We start from the raw sequence: 20,612 nt of genomic DNA on the forward strand, positions 1-20,612 counted from the left end.
GAAGTGTAAATCAGGGTATTTGGGTACTAAATGCGGAAGGAAGCCGAATCATTGATCGGTTCACCACAGAAAATAGCCCGCTTTATTCCAATAATATTATCTCGATTGCTATCAATGATATGACCGGAGAAGTTTTCATTGCCACCGATGTAGGTTTAATAAGCTATCAAGGTATTTCTAAAGCTCCCGTTCAAGAAATGAATACGCTGAAGGTATTCCCAAATCCATTTTCCTATACAGAAAACTCAGGAATTGTGATCGAAGGTTTAAGTGAGGAAACCACGCTTAAAATAGTAGGTGTAGATGGATCCGTAGTTCAGGAAATTGAGGCACGGGGAGGCAGCATTAAGTGGGACGGTTTGGGTTATAATGGCAATGAGCTGGGTACCGGAGTCTATTTTATAATAGCTTATGAAGATGACAGCAGGCAAACAGGAATGGGGAAAGTGGTGATCGTACGCTGATAAATGGATATCACAACCGTAATAATAAACTATCAAACGCCGGACCTGCTTGAAGTGGCAGCACGTTCGTTTAGGAATGTATACCCGGAACAGCCTCTTTTATTGGTAGACAATGGATCAAAAGACTATTCCCCTTCCTTGATTGATAAGTTGGAGGGGGAACTTCCTCACACTAAATCTCTCACTTTAGAGAAAAATATCTACCACGGTCCCGCCATGGACCTGATTCTTAAGAATTACATTTCTTCAAAGTTTGTGTTCTTTTTGGATAGTGATACCGAAACCCACAAGAAGGGCTTTTTGGAACAAATGCAGGATATTGCACAGAATAACGGAGTTTATGCCGTTGGTGAAGTGATAACGGTAAATGAAAGGGGCTTCAAGAATGAAGATGGCATTGAGGTGATTTTAACTCCTTATCTATTTCTTAAGCGTAAGTACTATGCTGAATTACCACCATTTATTCATCACGGACAGCCAACCATTCATAATTTTAAAGAGGCACATAAAAAAGGACTAAAATTAGAACCATTTCCGATCTCTGATTACATTCACCACCATTGGAGAGGGACTGCAGATCGTTTTGGGTATGGACTTGGATTAAAAGGAAAGCTCGATTTTTTTCTTAACAAGCTGGGCTTATAGATGACAACTTCTAAAATCGACATATCTGTTGTAATCGTCAATTATAAGGTAAAAGAGTATATCGCTAATCTCTTGAATTCTCTGGAGCGCAGTTCTGACGGTTTGTCGCTCGAAATTTTTGTGGTGGATAATGCCTCTGGGGATAATTCAGTTTCTTACCTAAAAAAGCGTTTCCCCAACGTACATTACATTCAGAATGATGAGAATATCGGATTCGGGAAGGCCAACAACCAGGCGATAAGTCAGGCTAAGGGACAATATACTCTGATCATTAATCCCGATACGTTAGTCAGCGAGGATACACTCACCACTCTTTTTGATCACATGGAAAAGCATGAAGAATGTGGAGCTTGTGGATGTAAGATCTTAAATCCGGATGGAACCTTTGCTCCTGAATCACGAAGGTCGGTACCTACTATTTGGTCGGCTGCTTGTAAGGTGTTTGGATTGAATTCACTATTTCCAAAAAGTAAGCTTTTCGGGAAATACTATCTGAGTTGGTTGGGAGAAGATGAGCCATCTAAGGTCCCGGTTTTATCCGGCTCTTTCATGTTCTGGAGAACGGAAGTACTTCAAAAACTCGGAGGATTTGATGAGCGTTTTTTTATGTATGGAGAGGATATTGACCTTTGCTATCGTATTCAGAAAACAGGCTATCATATCGACTATGTACCGGATACATCTATAATTCATTACAAAGGGGAAAGCACCAAAAAAGGAGATCTGAAATATATTCGACTCTTTAATAAAGCATTGTACCAGTTTTTTGATAAGCAATACAGCTCAAGGTACAGCTTTCTGTTTAAGGTGCTGATCTATATTGCCATTTTGTTACGAACCTTGTTTTCATTTATTGGAAGCAGGGTAAAACAGGCGGGAACAGTAATCATGGACCTGCTATTGCTCAATATTGCTCTTTTGTTAGGCTTTGCTATCCGATTTAATTTTGATATGACGGTTATATTGCAGCCGGATAACCTGAATTTCCTTTGGATTAACTTACTTTTTAGCGGGCTTTATTTTGTGGCAGCAGGAATTTTCGGGCTGTATAAGAGAAATCTGAATTCTATCTCGGCCCACCTTAAGGCTGTTTTTGTAGCTTATAGTGCTCTTATCCTGATTACATTTTTTGCGAGGGAATTAGCCTTTTCCCGCCTCATTTTCGCGGTCAGTTTTGTGATCGGCTTAGTTCTGACCTTAGTTTATAGAGTGGCGAAATTGAATTCCCGAAACTCAGGAGAAGCTCCACGTGGAAAGATCAGAAGTTCACGGGTTTTGATTGTAGGGAATATTGATCAGACCCAAAACATTACCAATAAAATACATTCCAGGCCGGATTGGAGTTATGAAGTTGTAGGGTATGTGAGTCCGACGGGACAAAAGACTGATTCAGTATCCTATTTAGGCGAACTTGCACAATTGAAGGATCTGGTACGGGCTTATAGCATTGACCAGGTTTTTTTTGCATTGAATTCGATCAGCTATAAACAGATGCTCAAAGAAATTTCCAACCTCCAGAAGCAAGATGTGATCTTCAAACTTATCCCGGATTCCATGGATTTCATTCTTGGAAAATCCAATGTGGAATATCTTGAAGCCATTCCACTGGTGGAAGTAGAGTTTGACTACTCCAAGCCTTATAACCGGTTCATTAAACGCGTTCTGGATATTGGAATAAGTATGCCTTTAACAATCTTAATTGGGGTCTTTGTATTTCCTTCCCTGGTGTTTGCTAAAAAAGAATGGGTCTGGGTAGAAAATATAAAGCTGTATAAAGGTATAAAGGAACATGCCTGGAAAAACCGTTTTAGAATATTGCTCTATGTTTTAACCGGTAAACTGAGTTTAGTTGGTGCCCCACTTCACAAAGCGGTTATGGACCATAATGATCCTGTAAAAAAGGGAATTACAGGCTTGGTTCAAATAAGTGAACACCGTATTGCTCATCCGGATGATGAAGAAAGTTTTGAGCTGTATTATCTTCAAAATTATTCGCTGTGGATGGATCTTGATATCCTGATCAAGATGATTTTTAACGGGCCTTACCCATTGGATCAAATTGCGTCCCTGAAAGTAAACCAAGAACAAGATTAAATACGTTGCTCCAGTTGCTTAACCATGCCGGGGTACCATTCTCCAAATGTATCGTTTGCAATGTGTTGCCTAACTTCTTCCATTAGCCATAAGTAGAATGTTAGGTTATGTACCGATGCGAGTATGAGACCGAAAATCTCGTCGTTTCTAAAAAGGTGATGGATATAGGACATAGTGTATTTGCTGCATAGTTCGGAAGGGAAATCGGGATCGAGGAAATCATGATGTTTTTTCCATTGGGCATTGCGGATATTTACCCGGCCGTTGCGTGTAAAGATGGTGCCGTTACGGGCGTTACGCGTAGGCATCACGCAGTCGAACATATCCACGCCCCGGGCTACTCCTTCCAGCAAATTTGCAGGTGTTCCAACGCCCATCAGGTATCGTGCTTTATCCTTAGGCAGATAATCAGTGTTTAAATCCGTGAATTCATACATCATCTCGATGGGTTCTCCCACACTCAGTCCTCCAATAGCAATACCCTCAAAATCCTGATCGGCCATAAATTTTGAGGATTCGATACGAAGATCTTTATATGTCCCACCCTGTACAATCCCGAATTGAGCTTGTTTGTGTCCATAAAGGGGTTCTGTTTCAAGGAAAGCTTTGCGCCCCCGTTTTGCCCAGCGGTGGGTAAGTTCCATAGAATTTTTTGCGTATTCGTACGAACTGGGATATGGAGGGCATTCATCCAGCAGCATCATAATGTCAGAACCGAGAATTCGTTGTATTTCAACTACATTTTCCGGGGTAAAGGAATGTTTGGAGCCATCTATATGGCTTTTGAAGTGAGCTCCTTCTTCATCCAATTCCCTGTTGTCTGAAAGGGAAAAGATCTGATATCCGCCTGAATCGGTAAGAATGGGACGGTCCCACTTCATGAACGAATGTAATCCCCCGGCTTTTTTTATGATATCACATCCCGGCCGCAAATAAAGATGGTAGGTATTTCCAAGTATGATCTGGGCTTTAACCTTCTGCTTCAGCATATCCTGGGAAACTGCCTTTACCGTGCCAAGCGTACCCACGGGCATGAATATGGGGGTTTCTATGGTTCCGTGATCAGTTTTAAGTTCACCAAGTCTTGCCTTAGTTGTTGACACCGTACGTTTTAGAGAATACAAATGGACGAAATTTAAAATTTTGAAGTTATGCAGCCTTTATAAAATTGCTTATTTTGGCAATCTTAATTTAAAATGGCCTTACAAGTTACTGTGCTAAAGTTAAAAAGATATAGGGAAGTAATTTTTACCAGTGTGTTAGATTTTTTGATCATACTGGCAAGTTGGTTTGTATTTCATTCCTTCTATCCCAACACAATGAATATACTCATTCAGGATTTCAACCTGAATTTCATTACCGGTGGTATTGTAATGAGTTTCTATTGGCTTGCCGTATTCGTGGTCATGGGATCTTATAAAAAACTTTATCTCGTGTCCCGTCTTGATGAATTTCTGAAAGTACTGAAAGCGAGTTTACTTGGGGTCCTCATTCTATATTTCATCATAAATGTAAATGAGAATATCTCCATTAGTGAGCAACGCTCAATTATTGTTGCCTATTGGGCGACGATCTTCGTTTTACTTGCGATAAATAGATTTATAGTACGAACCATTCAAAAATACTATGCTCAACGAGGTAAAGGGTTACATCGTGCCGTTATAATAGGAACCGGACAAACAGCAAGAGCTGCCTATGAGGACCTGAACAGAAATAAAACCCTCGGGATGCAAGTGCTGGGATTTATACAGGTTAATGGGCGTATGCCTGACCCAATTCACGGAGTAAAGGAAGAAGAGGTGATTGGCAAGCTCGCGGATATCAAGCAAATTATGGAAGAGCATAAAGTCCAGGAGATATTGGTAGCACTGGAGCCCGACCGCAGAAAGGACCTTGTGGATGTGATCTCAAAAGTCGACACCCCGGAAGTTTCACTTAAATTATTACCTGACTTTTACCAATTGGTGAGTGGCCTCAGTAAAACCAACCAGATCTTCGGGCTTCCATTGGTGGAAATTTCCCCTGAACCTATGCCGCTTTGGGAAAAGACCATTAAGCGTGTTTTTGATATTTTAGTCTCCCTGTTATTTCTGATTCTTACTTTTCCCTTTTTGATCATCATTGGAATTGCTATTCGTCTTACCTCTCCCGGTCCGGCTATTTATAAGCAAAAAAGGGTTGGTCGTAACGGTAAGATGTTTACGATCTATAAATTTCGCACTATGTTGAATAATGCTGAAAAGCATAGCGGTCCTACTTGGGCAAAGAAAGATGATCCGCGGGTAACAAAGCTCGGTTATTGGCTGAGAAAGCTTCGTATAGACGAAATTCCACAGCTGATCAATGTACTCAAAGGGGATATGAGTTTAGTGGGCCCTCGTCCCGAACGTCCTCATTTTGTGGAACAATTCAGTAAACAAATTCCACTTTATACCCGAAGGTTAAGGGTGCGCCCGGGAATAACAGGATGGGCTCAGGTAAAATGGAAATATGACACCTCGCTTGACGATGTAAAAGAGAAGACAAAATTTGACCTCTTTTATATTGAAAACGCCTCACTGAGGATGGATGCTAAGATCCTGATAAATACCATAATCACAATAATTAAAGGAAAGGGACAATAACAATGTCGGCGGATACTATTATCATTGTGCCTACATATAATGAATCGCATAATATTGTGCGTTTGATCGAGCGGTTAATGAAGCTGAGAAATAGAGTGGATGTGCTTATCATCGATGACGGATCCCCGGACGGAACAGCTGATAAAGTGAAAGATGCCCAAAAGGAGTATCAGGATCGAATCGCGTTGATCGAAAGGGAAGGGAAATTAGGACTTGGAACAGCATATGTGCGAGGTTTTCAATATGCATTAGATAAAGGATATAAATTTGTTTGTGAAATGGATGCTGATTTTTCACATGATCCGGATGATGCTGACCGACTTATTGATGCCGTCAAAGCAGGTGAAGCTGATGTGGCGGTTGGATCGCGCTATGCAAATGGGATCAGTATCATTAATTGGCCATTAAGCCGATTGATCCTTTCCTACGGAGCCAATATTTATGCAAGAACTATTACCGGCTTGCCTATCTTCGACACTACGGCCGGATTTAAATGTATCAGGCGGGAAGTACTTGAAGCCATTTCCATAGACAGGATCAAGTCTAATGGTTACGCTTTTCAGATCGAACTTCACTTTAGAGCCTGGAAAGCCGGTTTTAAATTAAAAGAAGTGTCTATTGTATTTCGTGAAAGAGAGGAAGGTGTATCAAAAATGTCTAAAGCAATTGTGAGAGAAGCGATCTGGAGAGTTTGGGCACTCAAATTCAGAAGTATATTCGGTGTACTTTGAGTGGAACCTTTCTCCTCACTTCAACCTAAGTTTATGTATATTTAGCACAGAGTTAAACTAATAGCAGTTATGCAATATTTAGATTTTGAACAACCCATTGCCGAATTGGAAAGTAAGATCAAAGAGCTTAAAAATCTTTCTAATGTAAGTGATGGCGTACTTGATAAGGAAATTGAAAGCCTGAGAAACCGTGTAGATAAACTACGCGAAAATATCTTCTCCAACCTTACCCGTTGGCAGCGGGTGCAGCTCGCTCGTCATCCGGATCGTCCTTATACTTTGGATTACATCTATAAAATGACGGAAAACTTTGTAGAGCTACATGGAGATCGCTATCATTCTGACGATAAAGCTATCGTAGGAGGCTTGGCTGAAGTTGATGGCCAAACCGTAATGATCATCGGCCATCAGAAAGGGCGTGATACCCAACAAAGACAATATCGCAGATTTGGAATGGCCAATCCTGAAGGCTATCGTAAAGCTCATCGGCTTATGAAACTGGCCGAAAAATTCGATATACCCGTTATCACCCTTTTAGACACTCCCGGTGCTTATCCGGGGCTGGAAGCAGAAGAACGGGGACAGGCAGAAGCAATCGCCAAAAACCTAAAGATGATGGCTATGTTAAAAGTGCCCATCATTACTATTGTGATTGGAGAAGGAGCCAGTGGCGGTGCTATTGGAATTGGCATGGGTAATGAAGTGTACATGATGGAAAATACATGGTATTCCGTGATTTCTCCGGAATCATGCTCATCCATCCTTTGGAAAACATGGGACTACAAAGAACAAGCTGCCGCCGTTCTAAAATTAACTGCTCCCGACCTGAAAAAACTTAAAGTGATCGACGGTGTGATAAGTGAACCCCTTGGTGGTGCGCATAGAGATCATGATGCGGCAGCAGAGGCGGTGAAATCCCAGATTCTTAAGAGCCTTAAAAAACTCAAAAAAGTAAAACCTGAAAAGCTCATCGAACAACGCATCGAGAAATATGCATCCATGGGTGAATGGGAAACGGTGAAATAAAAAGGTGGAATTTCCCAAGAGTTCTCCGATTATAGAATACACTCATACTCTGCGTAGTCGTTATTCCGAAACAGACCGTATGGGATATGTGTACTACGGACGTTACCTCGAATACTTTGAAGTGGCCCGAACGGAGATGATCCGTGCACTCGGATTTTCGTATCGGGAGCTGGAAGAGTCGGGCATAATGCTTCCTGTGGTTCACTCAGAAGTAGATTATAAAATACCGGTTCTTTATGACGATGAAATGTTCATCAAAGTGATGGTATTTGAAGAACCAACCGTGCGATTGCAAACTTTTTATGAAGTAACGACCGCTTCATCCGATTACGTACACGTATATGGCGAGGTTTCCCTATGTTTTGTTGATGAGGAAACCCGAAAACCACGCAGGGCTCCGGCTTCTTTTTTAGAAGCAATACAACAAAAGCTTCAGACATAGAAAAGTATGGGAAAGCTGCTTTTTCATAATCGGCTGCTATATGCAGTTATTTTGGGGAGTAGCATTACTTTGATGGTCATTGCTTTGGGGCCGGGCTTATTCGGAAGCGGAGAAATCTTTAATGCCTGGCAGTATCAAGTTTTTGATAGGATATGCCATCAGGATCCGGCTCGTTCATTTCAGCTTGCAGGTGTACAGATGGCTGTTTGTTCACGGTGTTTGGGTATTTACGGTTTATTCATGATTGGGTGGATCTTACTTCCTTTATTTAAAATAGTTCAGGACATAAATTCCCAACAAGAAAAGAAATGGTTAATTGCTGCTATTATATTAAATTTAGTTGATGTAACAGGAAACTATTTAGGTTTTTGGACGAATACGTTATCCTCCCGGTTAATATTGGGAGGTATTTTGGGAATTACCGTAGCCTTCCTGCTTACAGATGAATTTTTCACAATAAAAAAATCGGTGTGACAAATGGAAAATGAACAAACAACGCCCAGTTATTGGAATTCAGTAATTTTAGCCTCGCTTCTAACAGCAATTGTGGTATCAATATTCACGTTGATCGGCGGATACATGACCTTAGGATCAGAGCCATCTGGCTCGTTATTTAGTTCTGCTCAACTCTTTTCAACCCTGGGGTGTCTGATCGGTGCACTTGGAGGTTTGTATGCTAACTGGCATTACGCCAAGACTTTTGATATAACCTACAAGATCGGAAAAGGTGCATTAATTGGTTTAATGGTTGGTGCACTGGCTACCGTATTTTCAGTTTTGATCGGCGAAATATGGAATTTCATCGATCCTGGTTTTGAAGAAGCTCTCATTGATTGGAACATCCAAAACTTCGAAGCCATGCAAATGCCGGCTGAAGCCAAAGAACAAGCTATTGCAAGTATGGAAGAGCAAGGAGCCGGAACCATCTGGATGCGTGCCCTCTATTCTTTTATCGGACTTGGCATTGTGAACGTGATATCAGGACTAATTGGGGCAAAAGTATTTGCATCCGAAGAGTAAGCTATAATTAATGGACCAAGAAATTCCCTCCTCTCAAAAAGACAACTCACAAATTTTTGAAGAACCTAAACCACTCCCATGGGTAGAACGTAACGGTTTTGCCCATTGGGCTGTGGCTGTTGGTTGGGTCTTCTTTGCTCTGGTTGCCTTTAATGTAGTGGGGGCAATTGTGGGAGTCATCGGAATATTTGCAACGGCAGATGTTCTGGACCCACAAACCATAATGGATGAGTTATCCGGTAATTTTGATATTCTGTTTCTGGCAAATTCATCCGGACAGGTTTTAATTATGGCACTGGCCACTCTGCTGGTCGTAAAATTACATGCCGTAAAAGGCCGCAGAAAACAGTTCTTAAGGCTTCAGATAAGTGAAAATACCTGGAAAGTAACTGCGATTGGAGCAGTATTGTTCATTGTAGCGCAGCCTACCATATTATTTTTAGGTTGGTTGAATTCATTTATTCCGGTGCCCGAATTCATGGCAGAGATGCAGGAGACGATGGCTCAGATGATATCAAATTTTCTAAAATCTGATAATGCTTTGATGTTGGGCGTATTTCATATTGGCGTGGTGCCTGCGATATGTGAGGAGATCATGTACAGAGGGTATGTACAGCGTGCGTTCGAAAAAAGCTGGGGCATAACAGCCGCGATTTTAATATCAGGAGCTATTTTTGGAGCCTACCATCTTCAATTATCAAATTTTTTACCATTGGCCACATTAGGCATATTTCTGGCTTATCTGACGTATATCTCAGACAGCCTGATTCCGGCTATGGTAGCTCATTTTATTAATAATGGGGGACAGGTGATCGCCAGTGATTTCTACCCTGAAATGCTGGATCAGCAAATAAGTCCGGATATGGATATTCCGTTTTTATTAGTTTTCTTAAGTATAACAGCCACCGTAGCGCTGCTCTACTTTTTAAAGACATTGAAACCCGATACAACCACTTCTGTATGAGCTTTTTCTCTAATTCACCAAAACCAAACGACATTGAAAACTGGGTTTGTGTACTGGAAAGTAATACGGACATTGAAGTTGAGATGGCTAAAAATTATTTATCGAATCTTAAAATTCCTTCCAATATTCTGTCTAAACGAGACCGGGCTTATAGCTTGAATGTGGGAGAAATGGCGATGGTGTACTTATACGTACCGGTAGAATTTGAGAAAAAGGCCAGGAAGGCTCTTTCAGATCTGGAAGAGTCGAGCCGGGACCTGAATTCCGGATTCAGTGAAGAGGAGTGAGTTTTGAGTGAATTAGCAAAACGTATTTTATTTGCCGTTCCTGCAGCCATCCTTTTTATCGCCATTACCTGGTTAGGCGGATGGTATTTTAAAGGCATCATGATCTTTATAGGCTTTATTATTCAGCAAGAAATGATTCGCCTGATGGCCTCATCCAAAGTGCCTGCTGATCCCTATTTTCCTTACACTATTGGCCTTTGGGTGATGTTATTCCCATTTATTCCTTATGCATTAGAAATCGGGCTTATCATTCTTATCCTTTTTATCGCCATTCAAACGTTTGATACAGCCGAAGACAGCATCTCGAAACTCACAACTACTTTTTTTGCCGGTTTATATGCTCCGGTTGGCATTCTTTGCTTGATGCTTATCCGGGAAACCGGCAGCGACCAGGTCGGGTTTTTACTCACCATCGCCACTATGTTGATGATCTGGGGTGGAGATGTATTCGCCTATTTTGGCGGAAAATCGTTCGGAAAACGAAAGCTTGCTCCTGCCATAAGTCCCAATAAAACCTGGGAAGGATTCCTCAGCGGATACGTGGGTTGCTTTGTAGGGCTGGTAATCGCCATTTATGCAGTCCCTGTTACCTCCGGCTTTTCCCTAACCGCTGCCTTGCCACTTATACTGATGGTAGGGACATTCGGGCCCATCGGAGATCTTATCGAAAGTAAGATAAAGCGAAAGGCTGGGGTGAAAGATTCTTCCTCCATTCTTCCGGGACATGGAGGTTTTTTTGATCGTTTTGATGCGCTCCTTCTTGCAGCACCGGCCGTTTATGTGTATTTACAATTCATCCAAAAATTAGGATATGCCTCATTTTGAGATCACCTGGGAAGCTTTTTCCCTAAAACTGAAAAACGTATTTACCATTTCAAGAAGCAGTCGTTCGGAAGTGCCTGTTGTTTTCCTGAAAATCACCAAAAACGGAATTACAGGATACGGAGAAGCAAGTCCCAATGCACGGTATCAGGAATCTCAGCAGACTGTCATAAACTATTTCGAAAAACTGTCTGATGAGCTTTTGGGAGAGATACAAAAGCCGGAAGACCTCCCGCTTAAACTGGCAGAGATAGAAGGGCCTGTGGTATATGCTGCAAAAGCTGCAGTAGAAATGACCTGGCTCGATTGGTGGGCAAAATCGCAAAATCAACCGCTTTGGAAGTTGTGGGGATTTGAATCTTCAGCAGGCCCTCAAACTTCATATACCATCGGCATCGATACACCCAAAGTGATGCAGGAAAAAGTGAAAGAGGCTGAACAATACCCCGTTTACAAAATCAAATTGGGCACGGATCAGGACAGAGAGATCATTGAAGCCATTCGGGAAGTGACTGACAAACCTCTTCGGGTTGATGCCAACGAAGGCTGGAAAACAGTAGCACAGGCGAAGCGGGAAATCGAGTTTTTAGCAACTCAAAACATAGAGCTGATCGAGCAACCAATGCCTGCCTCAGAATTTGAGATGATGAAGGAGTTAAAGAAATGGTCACCTTTGCCGTTAGCTGCTGATGAAAGTTTTACCGGGAATGAAAATTTAGAAGATATATCGGAGGCCTTTCATGTCATCAATATAAAGTTGATGAAGATCGGCAGCTTAATGAAAGCGCGAAAGGTGATCTCAAAAGCAAAAGAACTGGGGCTTCAGGTAATGATAGGCTGTATGATCGAAAGTTCTCTCGCAAATGCCGCGGGTGCATTATTAGCTCTCGAAGCAGATTACGCCGATCTGGACGGGCATTTGTTGATTTCGAATGATCCGTTTTCGGGATTGAAGCTGAATGATAAAGGCTGCCTTTTATTATCAGAGGGATCAGGATTAGGCATAGATAGCATTCATTGAGATCTAAAAAGAATGAATGCTTACTCCCCGATAAATGGTTCATCATATAAAGTGAATAAATTCTGAAAACATGAATATTCTGATCACCGGGGGAACCGGATTTATTGGTGAAGAGCTGAGGATGTTGCTTTTGAAACGAGGCCATAATCTGGTGATCGTGACGCGCAATCCTGCCAAGTACGAAAATGAATCTGCGAAGAATCAGCAGTTTGTGAGCTGGGATGATGACCTTTCTGTGCACATGAATGAAGTGGATGCAGTCATTAATCTGGCGGGCGAAAGTTTGTTTGGTCAGCGCTGGACCGACTCAGTCAAAAAACGAATCATGAACAGCCGGGTAGAAAGTACACGAACTTTGGTTGAAGCCATGCGCACGGCAGAAAATCGGCCGGCAGTTTTTATCTCGGCTTCGGCATCCGGGGTTTATGGAGATCAGGGAGATAAAATTTTGGATGAGTCGGCTTCAGAAGGGGATGATTTTTTAGCGAACGTTTGCAAAAACTGGGAAGCAGAATCCCAAAAAGCCGAAGAACTCGGAGTTAGAGTGGCCAATCCAAGGATCGGAATTGTATTGGAAGAGGGCGGCGGAGCACTGGAAAAAATGCTTACCCCGTTTCGGTTTTTTGTGGGCGGACCGGTTGGTTCCGGTGATCAGTATATGAGCTGGATTCACCGAAGCGATTTATGCAGAGCGCTCATCTTTCCTATTGAGCATGAAGAAATTTCCGGAGCTTACAATGTGTGTGCTCCAAATCCGGCAACCATGAGCGAGTTTACCGAAACCCTTGGAAATGTGATGAATCGTCCCTCCATCTTTAAAGTGCCAGAGTTTGCACTGAAAATTGCTTTAGGAGAATCCGCCAAACCGGTAACCGACAGCATACGAATGCAGCCCAAGAAATTACAAGTTTACGGTTTTGAGTTTCAATTTGAAGAACTCGAAGAAGCCCTCGCAGATATTATTGGGTAGTTTTTAAGTGCAAGGGACAAGGTGTTAGGTGTTAGAAACTTGAACCTTGCCTCTAAAACCTTGCAACTAACAAACCCTAATTCCGCTCCCTGTTAATCGTCCAGGCACGTAACCCTTCTCTTGTTTGAGCGATCAGTTCTTTTTGGCCATCTCCATTTAAGTCAGTAATAACAGGAAATTTCATTCCCGAAGTCGGAATGTCATACAATCTTTGGCCGGTTAAAACCTCCCAGGCATAAAGCCTTCCAAAATCGGCCAGTGCCACCAATTCCATATTGAGATCAGCATTAAGATCGTACAGTCCGGGGGCAAATGTGGCAGAACCGGGCTGTCCTAAACTTTGAGTAAATCTCAGCTTGCCGTCTTTGTTGTACAGAAAAAGAGAGCCGTTGCTACTTTGAGTTGCTAATAAATCTTCACGGTAAAAATCGGTTGAATCCTTAAGAAGCACATTTTCCTGTATGGCTACAGAACTAAGCTCACTATTTGAAACATATAGGGAATGAATGGTCAGTGAGTCGGAAGAGATGACTGTGGCCAGAGAATCTATAAAAAATGGCTCGGTTCCTACAGAATAGAGGTAGCCATCGGCGGCGCTGCCTAATACTTGGTTTTCAAATATGGTGGGAGATGATGTGAATCGGGCATTTACGAACTGAGGATAACCGGGACGACTGTTTCCATTTCTCAACCAACTGTGAAGTGTATTTTCGGAATAGGCCCATACACTCCAGGTGCCTTCCAATATCTCAAATACCGGCTGTGTTGTTACCAAGGCATTGGTGTTCTTGGGCCATCCGCGAACATTTTCACCCCGTGCATTGAGTACATGCACTTTTCGGTCTTCCGTAGCTACAACAATTTCTGGAACTCCATTTCTCAATACGTCCTGAACGAGAATCGGTGCGGTAATCTGAACGCCTACATCAATCGGGAATTGAGGTAGTAATTCACCGCCCTCATTCCAGGCGTAAATTTTAGAGCCGGCGGCTACAAAGATGATGTTTGATCCATTTCCATACCAATCATACAATTGCGGCCCTCCGATTGGTGTGGCGCCTCCCGTGGATGCTTGCATCGCAGTGGTACCATCTGCAGCAAGAACATAAACGTTTCCTTCTTCGGTTGAAAAGATGACTTCATCTGCCGAACTGCCTACCATGTTGCCCATAACCGGAGTTCCGGTTAAGTCAGAATTGGAAAGAGGAACGACCCATAATTCTTCATAGGGTTGAACCGATCCTTCTTTTGAGTAGGTTTTTAGCGTAAGGTCAACGTAGTTATCCTGACTTTGCATAATTAGTGTGGTAATGTCGAAGCGACGAAAAAGTGCTTCGGCTGCATTTCCATCTTTAAGGAAAGGATTTAGAAAACGCATGAAACGGTCTGAATCTCCCCAGAAAAAACCGCTGATCTCTTCAGGCATGGAATTACGGATATCCGCATAAGAATCCTCATAATAAATAACCCGACGGCGAATTCGATCTGAATTAACGCTTTCCGTCAGACCTTTTCTTTTTGATATAACGGCCACATCATTTGAAAAGCCAATGTAAAAATCCCGCAGAGTACTAAGCTCAGAGCCTATTAACTGTCCCAGAATGGAACTGCTGGCTTGGTAGGAACCGTCAACTCTTTTAAGGTAACCCTGATTGGCCAGTTCATTCAGTTGCTGTTGAAAAGAGCCGCGGTCACGAAGTTTTCGCAAAAATAAGTACTCTCCCGTAGTCAATAAGCCGGATTCAGGAAAAGATTCGTAAGCAAATTCATCATCCAATGTATTGGCAAGGTTTTGATAGACCTCCATGTTTTGCTGGAACAGAGAGTCGAGTGGCGTGATGAAATCGCCGGCCGGTTTTGCGGGGACAGACAGGGGCGGCAAGCGAAGTATGGCAAATGCTGCTGCATTGGAAGCAATATGCCGGTCCAGCATCAGGGGTTTGTTTTGATAAGAGATCGCATCCACCAAGGGAGAAGTTTTTTCATTGGAAAGTGGAAGTCGTGCCGTTAGCTCAACGTTATGGGTAGAATCAGATTCTTGCGTAAAAGAAAAAGTAAGAGGCTGTGTTCCTTCAAACTTGTCAAGAATAGAGGGACGGTAGGTCACTTCTGCAAATTGTTGCACCCATGCGTGCAACTCCGGAGTATTCACAATCAAAGAACCGGGTTGGGGAACACCGGATAGCTGAATGGCCGGTTCCTGTCCTTCAAAAGTACGCAAGGCATTTTCTATCACCAGGCTCGATTCGGACAGTAATAACCATCGCCCGGTTTGGGCTGCATAGATCTCGTCTTTATTAAAAAAGAGTTTATGAATGGTATGTCCTCTAAATTCGTAGTTATTTTGAGTGAAGGGTTCATAAAAGCGGCTGGCCCACTGTTCAAGGTCTTTGGCCGGGGCATCAGCAATCCACAGGAAACTTGATTCAACGGAGGTAGCCGGATATAATGCCAGGGCTTTTAATTGGAACCGATTCTCAATTTCAACATCCAAACCTGAGATCTGCTGTATGGATGAACCGGTAAGGTCATCAAGATAAGAAGCATATTCTTTGGCCGGAAGATCCTGAACATTGACCCCTTGCCCGGGCACCAAAATCAGAGAAGTATTTTGAGGAATCAGGTTGACCCAATTGGTATCAGAACCCGATGAACAACCGGTTATAATAAGGATGAGCGTATAGATAATGAACAGTTGGACAATACGTTGCATCTAATGAAAGTATCAGTTTTAGGTATCAGTTTATATTGACTAATTTCCGGTAATCAATAAAGTTCCGGTTAAAAAAATAAAGGTAACATTTTTGAGCGCTAAATGAGTTTTCTGAACCCACTTTTTTTATTTGCACTGGCAGCAGTTGGATTACCGCTGTTGATCCATCTTTTGAATTTAAGGCGTCCTCAAAAAGTGTCTTTTTCTACACTTGCATTTTTTAAGGAGCTCAAGAATACGACCATTCGAAGAATTCGCGTAAAACGATTTTTGTTGCTGCTGCTTCGCTTAGCGGCTATTGTTTGTTTAGCGCTGGTTTTGGCCCGGCCTTTTCTGCCTCCCTCATTCTCAGGAGGAGGAAATGCCCAGGCTCCTGCCCTCAACGCAGTGTTGTTGGATAATAGTATCAGCATGTCCCGGATTGGTACAAAGGGGCCTCTTATCGATCAGGCAAAAGAGCTGGCTTTGAAGTTAGCAGAATCATCCAAAGATGAAGACCGGTTTTTGCTTCAGTTAACCAATGGAGAAGCCGGTATTTCCAATATTTTGAATACTGCAAATTTTCGAAGATCTGTTGATGAAGTAGAGGCTGTTTCTGCAGGTAATTTTATTTCAAGTAGGATGAAGGGGCTTGTGCAGACGCTTGAGGAAGCTCCTTATGAGGTGAAAAATGTTTTTTTGATCACAGATGGACAGCAAAGTCAACTGCAACCGTTGGCTGATCCGGAAATGGAGGGACTTAGTTTTACGGTGATAGATGTTGGAGCGGTGGATGTTCAAAATACCGTAGTTTCAAATGTAAGTACGAGTACCAATATGCTGGGGGTGAATATCCCATTTACCCTGAATGTAGAACTTGCCAATGAAAGTGAGGTTCCGGCTGCTAATCAATTTGTGTCACTGGAGTTTGAAGGTCAAAATGCCGGGCAATATTCGGTTTCTCTTCAGGCCAACGAACGAAAGACCTTCAGTTTTGAGATATCTCCTTCCCAAACCGGTTCAGCAAAAGGAAAGATTTTTGTAGAAGGAGATGAGTTTCAACCTGATAATGAATATTTCTTTACGGTTCAGGTGCCAGAGAAGCGGGATATCCTTTGGATTAGAGGGCAAGATCATTCTCAGGAGTTTGTCTCCTACACCGGGGCTATGCTGCGTGCCGCCGGAGAAAATGATGCACAAATGAATTATAAAGAAGCATCACCTGAAATCTTGGAAACTGAAAACCTGTCTAACTATGATGCGGTGATTTTGGATGGCATCAATGAAGTGCCGAAATACAGTTTTTCATCCCTTCAGGATTTTGCCCAAAATGGCGGAGGCATCTTATTTTTCCCTTCTGAGCAGGGTGTTTTAAATAACTATAATGCGTTTTTATCGGAGTTTAATGTAGGGCGCTTTGGAGGACTGCAGGGAGAGTATGCTTCCTTCAGATCTGTAGCCAAAGCCGATAAGATCTTGGAAGATCATCCGGCTTTTTCGGGATTATTTGAACGGGAACAGAATGAAGAACTTCGGTTCACCAATCCTGATATATTCTATTATTACAAATTATTGACCGGAGGCTCGGGCACCAGTTTCGATCTGTTAACAATGAACAACGGAGATGTAGCCGTTCATGAAAAGAGGGTAGGACAGGGAACACTGATACTTTCATCGTTTGGGAATGATCCGGGCTGGACCAACTTTGCGGTTAAACCGCTTTTTGCTCCATTTTATTATCGTCTGTTACTTTATGCAGCTTCGTCGGATCAAGGAGGGTTTGCCAATCATACATTAGGGAATTCATTTAGCTGGCAGGGAAATATCGATGCTGAAAATGTCGTTATCGAAACCGAAAGTGATGTGATAAAACCCACCACGGAAGTTGTACCTGCGGGCATTCGAATTCGATATCCAGCTTTTGAATGGAGCCCCGGCTGGGTAACGCTGAAAGACGAGAACAACAGCTATGTACTGTCAGCCAATCTGCGATTTGAAGAATCGGTTTTCACTGAAACCGATGAAGAAAGTTTGGAGAATGCCATGGGTGAAGCAGACATTAACTGGATCAATACAGCAGAAATTAACCAGGAAGATCTGGCCGGTGAAATTATGGCAACCGGGTTCGGAAAAGAAATTTGGAGCTGGTTTATGTTGGCCGGCTTATTATTTTTAGTGGCAGAAACCATGGTTTCCATGTGGTATAAAGCGGAAACAGTAAGCTAATGGAAGAAATACTATCTATATTTTTTAGAGTGGTTATTTTGGTGTTTACGGTGGCATCAACCCTGCTTGCGGTGTATTCCTATCAGAATAAGCTGCGGCTCAGGAATGTCCGCCTAAGCTGGCGCGCAGGGAAGCTGGGTGGATACCCATTGTTTGCAACCGTATTTTTGGGGTTGGTAGGTGTATTGTCGATTTTTGTTTTCTTGCATGAAGATACCGGGCGATATCCTGTTTTATGGGCATACCTGTGGATAGGGAGTATGTGGTTCATTTCAAGTTACCTTGCTTCCAAATACTATATCACCGATCATGGTATTGTAAAGAACATAAATGAACCTTCCCAAACGATACCCTGGTTTCAAATTTTAGATTATGTGGAATATTCGAAACCAAATGGGGTAGAATATTTGTTTAACTATTCCGAAATGGACAAAAGCCTGACAGAAGGATTTAAGCAGGTGAAATTATTTGTACCACAGAGCAAATATAAAGCAGTGAAAAAAATTGTATCTTTAAAGCTCGATAATGACATAAAAGGGCAATCGCTCCCCGATATCGACCTCAAGAGAATTCAAGAAGATTAATTAAGATTTAACCATTTGTTAGACGACGTAAAAAATTCTGATTTAGAACGGGAAAAAGTAGCATTGGTAGGTTTATACGGCCCTGAAACCACCCGTTTTCAAGCCGAAGAATATTTAGATGAACTTTCCCTGTTGGCAGATACAGCCGGCGCAACCACGGTAGAAAAAATACTTCAAAATAAGACCCACCCGGATTCCTCAACTTATATAGGAAAAGGAAAGCTGAATGAACTGAAGCGCATTATGGGGGAGAAGCACATTGATGCGGTTATTTTTGATGATGACCTGACCCCAACCCAATTGCGCAATATTGAGAAGGTGACAGATGCGAAAGTACTGGATCGCAGTGCCTTGATATTGGACATTTTTGCAGCCCGTGCTAAAACAGCGGCAGCAAAAACACAGGTAGAATTGGCACAATTAGAGTATTTGCTTCCAAGACTGACCAGATACTGGACTCACCTTTCCCGCCAAAAAGGTGGGATTGGAACCAAAGGCCCCGGTGAAACACAGATCGAAACCGACAGAAGATTGATCGGCCGTCGTATTTCTGTGTTAAAAGATAAGCTTGAAAAACTCAGTAAGCAGCGAACAACACAGCGCAAAGGCCGGGAAGGAATGACCCGAATATCCCTGGTTGGGTACACCAATGCCGGGAAGTCAACCCTTATGAATGCGTTGACCAAGACGGGCGTTTTTGCTGAAGACCGGTTGTTTGCTACACTCGATTCCACGGTTCGACGGCATGAGATGGAGAATCATTCGGTTTTATTATCTGATACCGTCGGTTTTATCCGAAAGCTTCCGCATAACCTGGTTGAAAGCTTCAAGTCTACTTTAGATGAAGTACGCGAAGCCGATATCTTATTGCATGTAGTGGATGCTTCTTCTAAGATGGCCCATGAGTATATTGAAGTGGTAAATGAGACTTTAGAAGAAATTAAAGCCACAAATAAACGCACCATTTTAGTGTTCAACAAAGTGGATAAGATGGATGCCCATCAGGTTTCAGAGATGAAACGCGAATATCCTAATGCTGTATTTGTATCAGCTGAACAGCGAATTGGCTTAAAGCAGCTCGAAGACAGTATTGAAGATATGATAGAGCTGGATTACAGCACGCACACCATGCAAATTCCGGTTTCAAAATACAAGGCAGTTGCTTTTATTCATGAAAACGCCACCGTTGAAAATGAAACCTATGAAGGCACTGATGTGGAATTGACCTTCAGTATAGCAAAAAAAGATTTCAAGCAATTATCCCATTTGTTGGATACTATTGGAGCTAATGGCGAAGTTGTATAATCATGTTAGTACAGGAAATCACAAATAAAGATATATCCCCATTAAAGCTCGATGACACCGTGGCAGCCGCACTGCTTCGCATCGACCTGCTTCACACTACACGCATACCGGTAGTGGATGAAAACAATCGGTTGGTGGGAATGGCATCCCTTGATCGCTTGATAGAAGTGGTAGACGAAGAAACCCCTTTAAAGAATCTGGAACTTGCAGAACCGATCTCAGTTCCGGCATCTCAACATCTATTCGAGGCATCAAGGGTGATGCTGGCCAAAGAATTGTACTTGCTGCCCGTTGTTGACACGAAGATGAACTTTATCGGGATGCTAAAAAAGAAAGACGTTCTCACCGCACTGGGCGAGCTTTTCAACTTATCGAGCTATGGTTCTGTCATTTCTGTGGAGTTGGAACAACAGGATTTTACCCTATCCGACATTGTCAGGATCATCGAAATGGAAGGAGCCAAAATTCTCGGTGTGGCCGTACAGCAACCTGATATCGATCATCCTTCTTATCGTGTTTCTTTTAAACTAAATTTAGAAGATTCTTCGGTTGTAAGCGCCGGACTTCGACGATTTGGGTATACCATCACTTCAGAAGCTAACAGTGAGATCCTGGAAGGTGATTTTTCTGACCGAGCGGATGAACTTATTCGCTATCTTGACATATAAGAAGTAACTATTAACCCTTATTAGCCA

At 42.5% G+C, this 20,612-nt stretch carries 20 protein-coding genes (1 of these 20 running past the window's edge); 18 read left to right on the top strand and 2 right to left on the bottom strand.

Annotated elements, in window-relative coordinates; genetic code table 11:
* The 3 genes in view from porZ to B151_RS19705 are tightly spaced (at most 3 nt apart) and all read left to right on the top strand, a layout consistent with a single transcriptional unit that may run on beyond the window.
* A protein-coding gene (gene porZ, locus B151_RS0114570; protein WP_020404384.1) for a type IX secretion system anionic LPS delivery protein PorZ crosses the window boundary here: on the top strand, positions 1 to 464 show its 3' portion. Its footprint begins 1,861 nt before the window's first position; 464 of the gene's 2,325 nt are visible here — the last part of the coding sequence; its start codon lies off the left edge, out of view; its stop codon occupies positions 462 to 464.
* A 3-nt stretch (positions 465 to 467) separates the two neighbouring features.
* The gene (locus tag B151_RS0114575) at positions 468 to 1,109 is read left to right on the top strand and encodes a glycosyltransferase family 2 protein (RefSeq protein WP_020404385.1); all 642 of its coding nucleotides are present in this window, start codon (positions 468 to 470) and stop codon (positions 1,107 to 1,109) included.
* Positions 1,110 to 3,203, top strand: a complete 2,094-nt coding sequence (locus B151_RS19705; RefSeq protein ID WP_020404386.1) for a glycosyltransferase — start codon at positions 1,110 to 1,112, stop codon at positions 3,201 to 3,203.
* Here the strand turns inward: B151_RS19705 and tgt are convergent.
* Positions 3,200 to 4,306, bottom strand: a complete 1,107-nt coding sequence (tgt, locus tag B151_RS0114585) for a tRNA guanosine(34) transglycosylase Tgt (RefSeq protein WP_020404387.1) — start codon at positions 4,304 to 4,306, stop codon at positions 3,200 to 3,202. The genes B151_RS19705 and tgt overlap by 4 nt on opposite strands.
* A gap of 93 nt (positions 4,307 to 4,399) precedes the next feature.
* On the opposite strand from tgt, the gene B151_RS0114590 reads away from it, so the two are divergent.
* The 11 genes from B151_RS0114590 (at position 4,400) to B151_RS0114640 (ending at position 13,110) form a co-directional block, all read left to right on the top strand.
* Entirely contained in the window at positions 4,400 to 5,827 is a 1,428-nt protein-coding gene (locus tag B151_RS0114590; RefSeq protein ID WP_020404388.1) for a sugar transferase, read from the top strand.
* 2 nt (positions 5,828 to 5,829) lie between these two features.
* The gene (locus tag B151_RS0114595) at positions 5,830 to 6,558 is read left to right on the top strand and encodes a polyprenol monophosphomannose synthase (protein ID WP_020404389.1); all 729 of its coding nucleotides are present in this window, start codon (positions 5,830 to 5,832) and stop codon (positions 6,556 to 6,558) included.
* A 69-nt stretch (positions 6,559 to 6,627) separates the two neighbouring features.
* Positions 6,628 to 7,584, top strand: coding sequence for an acetyl-CoA carboxylase carboxyltransferase subunit alpha (locus B151_RS0114600; RefSeq protein ID WP_020404390.1), 957 nt, complete (start codon positions 6,628 to 6,630; stop codon positions 7,582 to 7,584).
* A gap of 4 nt (positions 7,585 to 7,588) precedes the next feature.
* A complete protein-coding gene (locus B151_RS0114605) occupies positions 7,589 to 8,026 on the top strand; it encodes an acyl-CoA thioesterase (protein WP_051069758.1) in 438 nt (145 codons plus the stop codon).
* A 6-nt stretch (positions 8,027 to 8,032) separates the two neighbouring features.
* Entirely contained in the window at positions 8,033 to 8,500 is a 468-nt protein-coding gene (locus tag B151_RS19710) for a DUF2085 domain-containing protein (RefSeq protein ID WP_020404392.1), read from the top strand.
* Between the two features lie 3 nt (positions 8,501 to 8,503).
* Positions 8,504 to 9,046, top strand: coding sequence for a DUF4199 family protein (locus B151_RS0114615; RefSeq protein ID WP_020404393.1), 543 nt, complete (start codon positions 8,504 to 8,506; stop codon positions 9,044 to 9,046).
* 10 nt (positions 9,047 to 9,056) lie between these two features.
* Complete coding sequence (locus B151_RS0114620; protein WP_020404394.1) at positions 9,057 to 10,010, top strand: CPBP family intramembrane glutamic endopeptidase; 954 nt, start codon at positions 9,057 to 9,059, stop codon at positions 10,008 to 10,010.
* The gene (locus tag B151_RS0114625) at positions 10,007 to 10,297 is read left to right on the top strand and encodes a putative signal transducing protein (RefSeq protein ID WP_020404395.1); all 291 of its coding nucleotides are present in this window, start codon (positions 10,007 to 10,009) and stop codon (positions 10,295 to 10,297) included. The genes B151_RS0114620 and B151_RS0114625 overlap by 4 nt, the downstream gene beginning before the upstream one ends.
* A gap of 3 nt (positions 10,298 to 10,300) precedes the next feature.
* A complete protein-coding gene (locus B151_RS0114630) occupies positions 10,301 to 11,122 on the top strand; it encodes a phosphatidate cytidylyltransferase (protein ID WP_020404396.1) in 822 nt (273 codons plus the stop codon).
* Positions 11,109 to 12,140 carry a dipeptide epimerase gene (locus tag B151_RS0114635; protein WP_020404397.1) on the top strand — a complete coding sequence of 344 codons (1,032 nt, stop codon included), beginning with the start codon at positions 11,109 to 11,111 and terminating at the stop codon, positions 12,138 to 12,140. Before B151_RS0114630 ends, B151_RS0114635 begins: the two co-directional genes overlap by 14 nt.
* A gap of 70 nt (positions 12,141 to 12,210) precedes the next feature.
* Positions 12,211 to 13,110: a TIGR01777 family oxidoreductase gene (locus B151_RS0114640; protein ID WP_020404398.1), complete on the top strand. Its 900-nt coding sequence runs from the start codon at positions 12,211 to 12,213 to the stop codon at positions 13,108 to 13,110.
* Positions 13,111 to 13,186: 76 nt separating this feature from the next.
* Here the strand turns inward: B151_RS0114640 and B151_RS0114645 are convergent, their stop codons facing one another.
* The gene (locus B151_RS0114645) at positions 13,187 to 15,823 is read right to left on the bottom strand and encodes a hypothetical protein (RefSeq protein WP_020404399.1); all 2,637 of its coding nucleotides are present in this window, start codon (positions 15,821 to 15,823) and stop codon (positions 13,187 to 13,189) included.
* A gap of 102 nt (positions 15,824 to 15,925) precedes the next feature.
* Between B151_RS0114645 and B151_RS0114650 the strand changes: the two genes are divergently transcribed.
* Genes B151_RS0114650 through B151_RS0114665 form a run of 4 tightly spaced genes read left to right on the top strand, consistent with a single transcriptional unit; the run spans position 15,926 to position 20,585 of the window.
* Complete coding sequence (locus B151_RS0114650; RefSeq protein WP_020404400.1) at positions 15,926 to 18,028, top strand: BatA domain-containing protein; 2,103 nt, start codon at positions 15,926 to 15,928, stop codon at positions 18,026 to 18,028.
* Entirely contained in the window at positions 18,028 to 18,612 is a 585-nt protein-coding gene (locus B151_RS0114655; RefSeq protein ID WP_020404401.1) for a hypothetical protein, read from the top strand. The genes B151_RS0114650 and B151_RS0114655 overlap by 1 nt, the downstream gene beginning before the upstream one ends.
* A gap of 15 nt (positions 18,613 to 18,627) precedes the next feature.
* Positions 18,628 to 19,917, top strand: a complete 1,290-nt coding sequence (gene hflX, locus B151_RS0114660) for a GTPase HflX (RefSeq protein ID WP_020404402.1) — start codon at positions 18,628 to 18,630, stop codon at positions 19,915 to 19,917.
* 2 nt (positions 19,918 to 19,919) lie between these two features.
* Positions 19,920 to 20,585, top strand: coding sequence for a CBS domain-containing protein (locus tag B151_RS0114665; RefSeq protein ID WP_020404403.1), 666 nt, complete (start codon positions 19,920 to 19,922; stop codon positions 20,583 to 20,585).
* Positions 20,586 to 20,612 lie beyond the last annotated feature (27 nt).

Source organism: Gracilimonas tropica DSM 19535 (assembly GCF_000375425.1).
Classification (GTDB): Bacteria; Bacteroidota; Rhodothermia; order Balneolales; family Balneolaceae; genus Gracilimonas; species Gracilimonas tropica.

Bases quoted from the DNA above. Each gene is read 5' to 3' on its own strand.
- B151_RS19710 (WP_020404392.1), top strand. From the start codon at position 8,033: ATGGGAAAGCTGCTTTTTCATAATCGGCTGCTATATGCAGTTATTTTG.
- B151_RS0114625 (WP_020404395.1), top strand. From the start codon at position 10,007: ATGAGCTTTTTCTCTAATTCACCAAAACCAAACGACATTGAAAACTGG.
- B151_RS19705 (WP_020404386.1), top strand. From the start codon at position 1,110: ATGACAACTTCTAAAATCGACATATCTGTTGTAATCGTCAATTATAAG.
- B151_RS0114575 (WP_020404385.1), top strand. From the start codon at position 468: ATGGATATCACAACCGTAATAATAAACTATCAAACGCCGGACCTGCTT.
- B151_RS0114600 (WP_020404390.1), top strand. From the start codon at position 6,628: ATGCAATATTTAGATTTTGAACAACCCATTGCCGAATTGGAAAGTAAG.
- B151_RS0114665 (WP_020404403.1), top strand. From the start codon at position 19,920: ATGTTAGTACAGGAAATCACAAATAAAGATATATCCCCATTAAAGCTC.
- B151_RS0114650 (WP_020404400.1), top strand. From the start codon at position 15,926: ATGAGTTTTCTGAACCCACTTTTTTTATTTGCACTGGCAGCAGTTGGA.
- B151_RS0114645 (WP_020404399.1), bottom strand. From the start codon at position 15,823: ATGCAACGTATTGTCCAACTGTTCATTATCTATACGCTCATCCTTATT.
- B151_RS0114615 (WP_020404393.1), top strand. From the start codon at position 8,504: ATGGAAAATGAACAAACAACGCCCAGTTATTGGAATTCAGTAATTTTA.
- B151_RS0114595 (WP_020404389.1), top strand. From the start codon at position 5,830: ATGTCGGCGGATACTATTATCATTGTGCCTACATATAATGAATCGCAT.
- B151_RS0114635 (WP_020404397.1), top strand. From the start codon at position 11,109: ATGCCTCATTTTGAGATCACCTGGGAAGCTTTTTCCCTAAAACTGAAA.
- B151_RS0114620 (WP_020404394.1), top strand. From the start codon at position 9,057: ATGGACCAAGAAATTCCCTCCTCTCAAAAAGACAACTCACAAATTTTT.
- B151_RS0114640 (WP_020404398.1), top strand. From the start codon at position 12,211: ATGAATATTCTGATCACCGGGGGAACCGGATTTATTGGTGAAGAGCTG.
- B151_RS0114655 (WP_020404401.1), top strand. From the start codon at position 18,028: ATGGAAGAAATACTATCTATATTTTTTAGAGTGGTTATTTTGGTGTTT.
- B151_RS0114590 (WP_020404388.1), top strand. From the start codon at position 4,400: ATGGCCTTACAAGTTACTGTGCTAAAGTTAAAAAGATATAGGGAAGTA.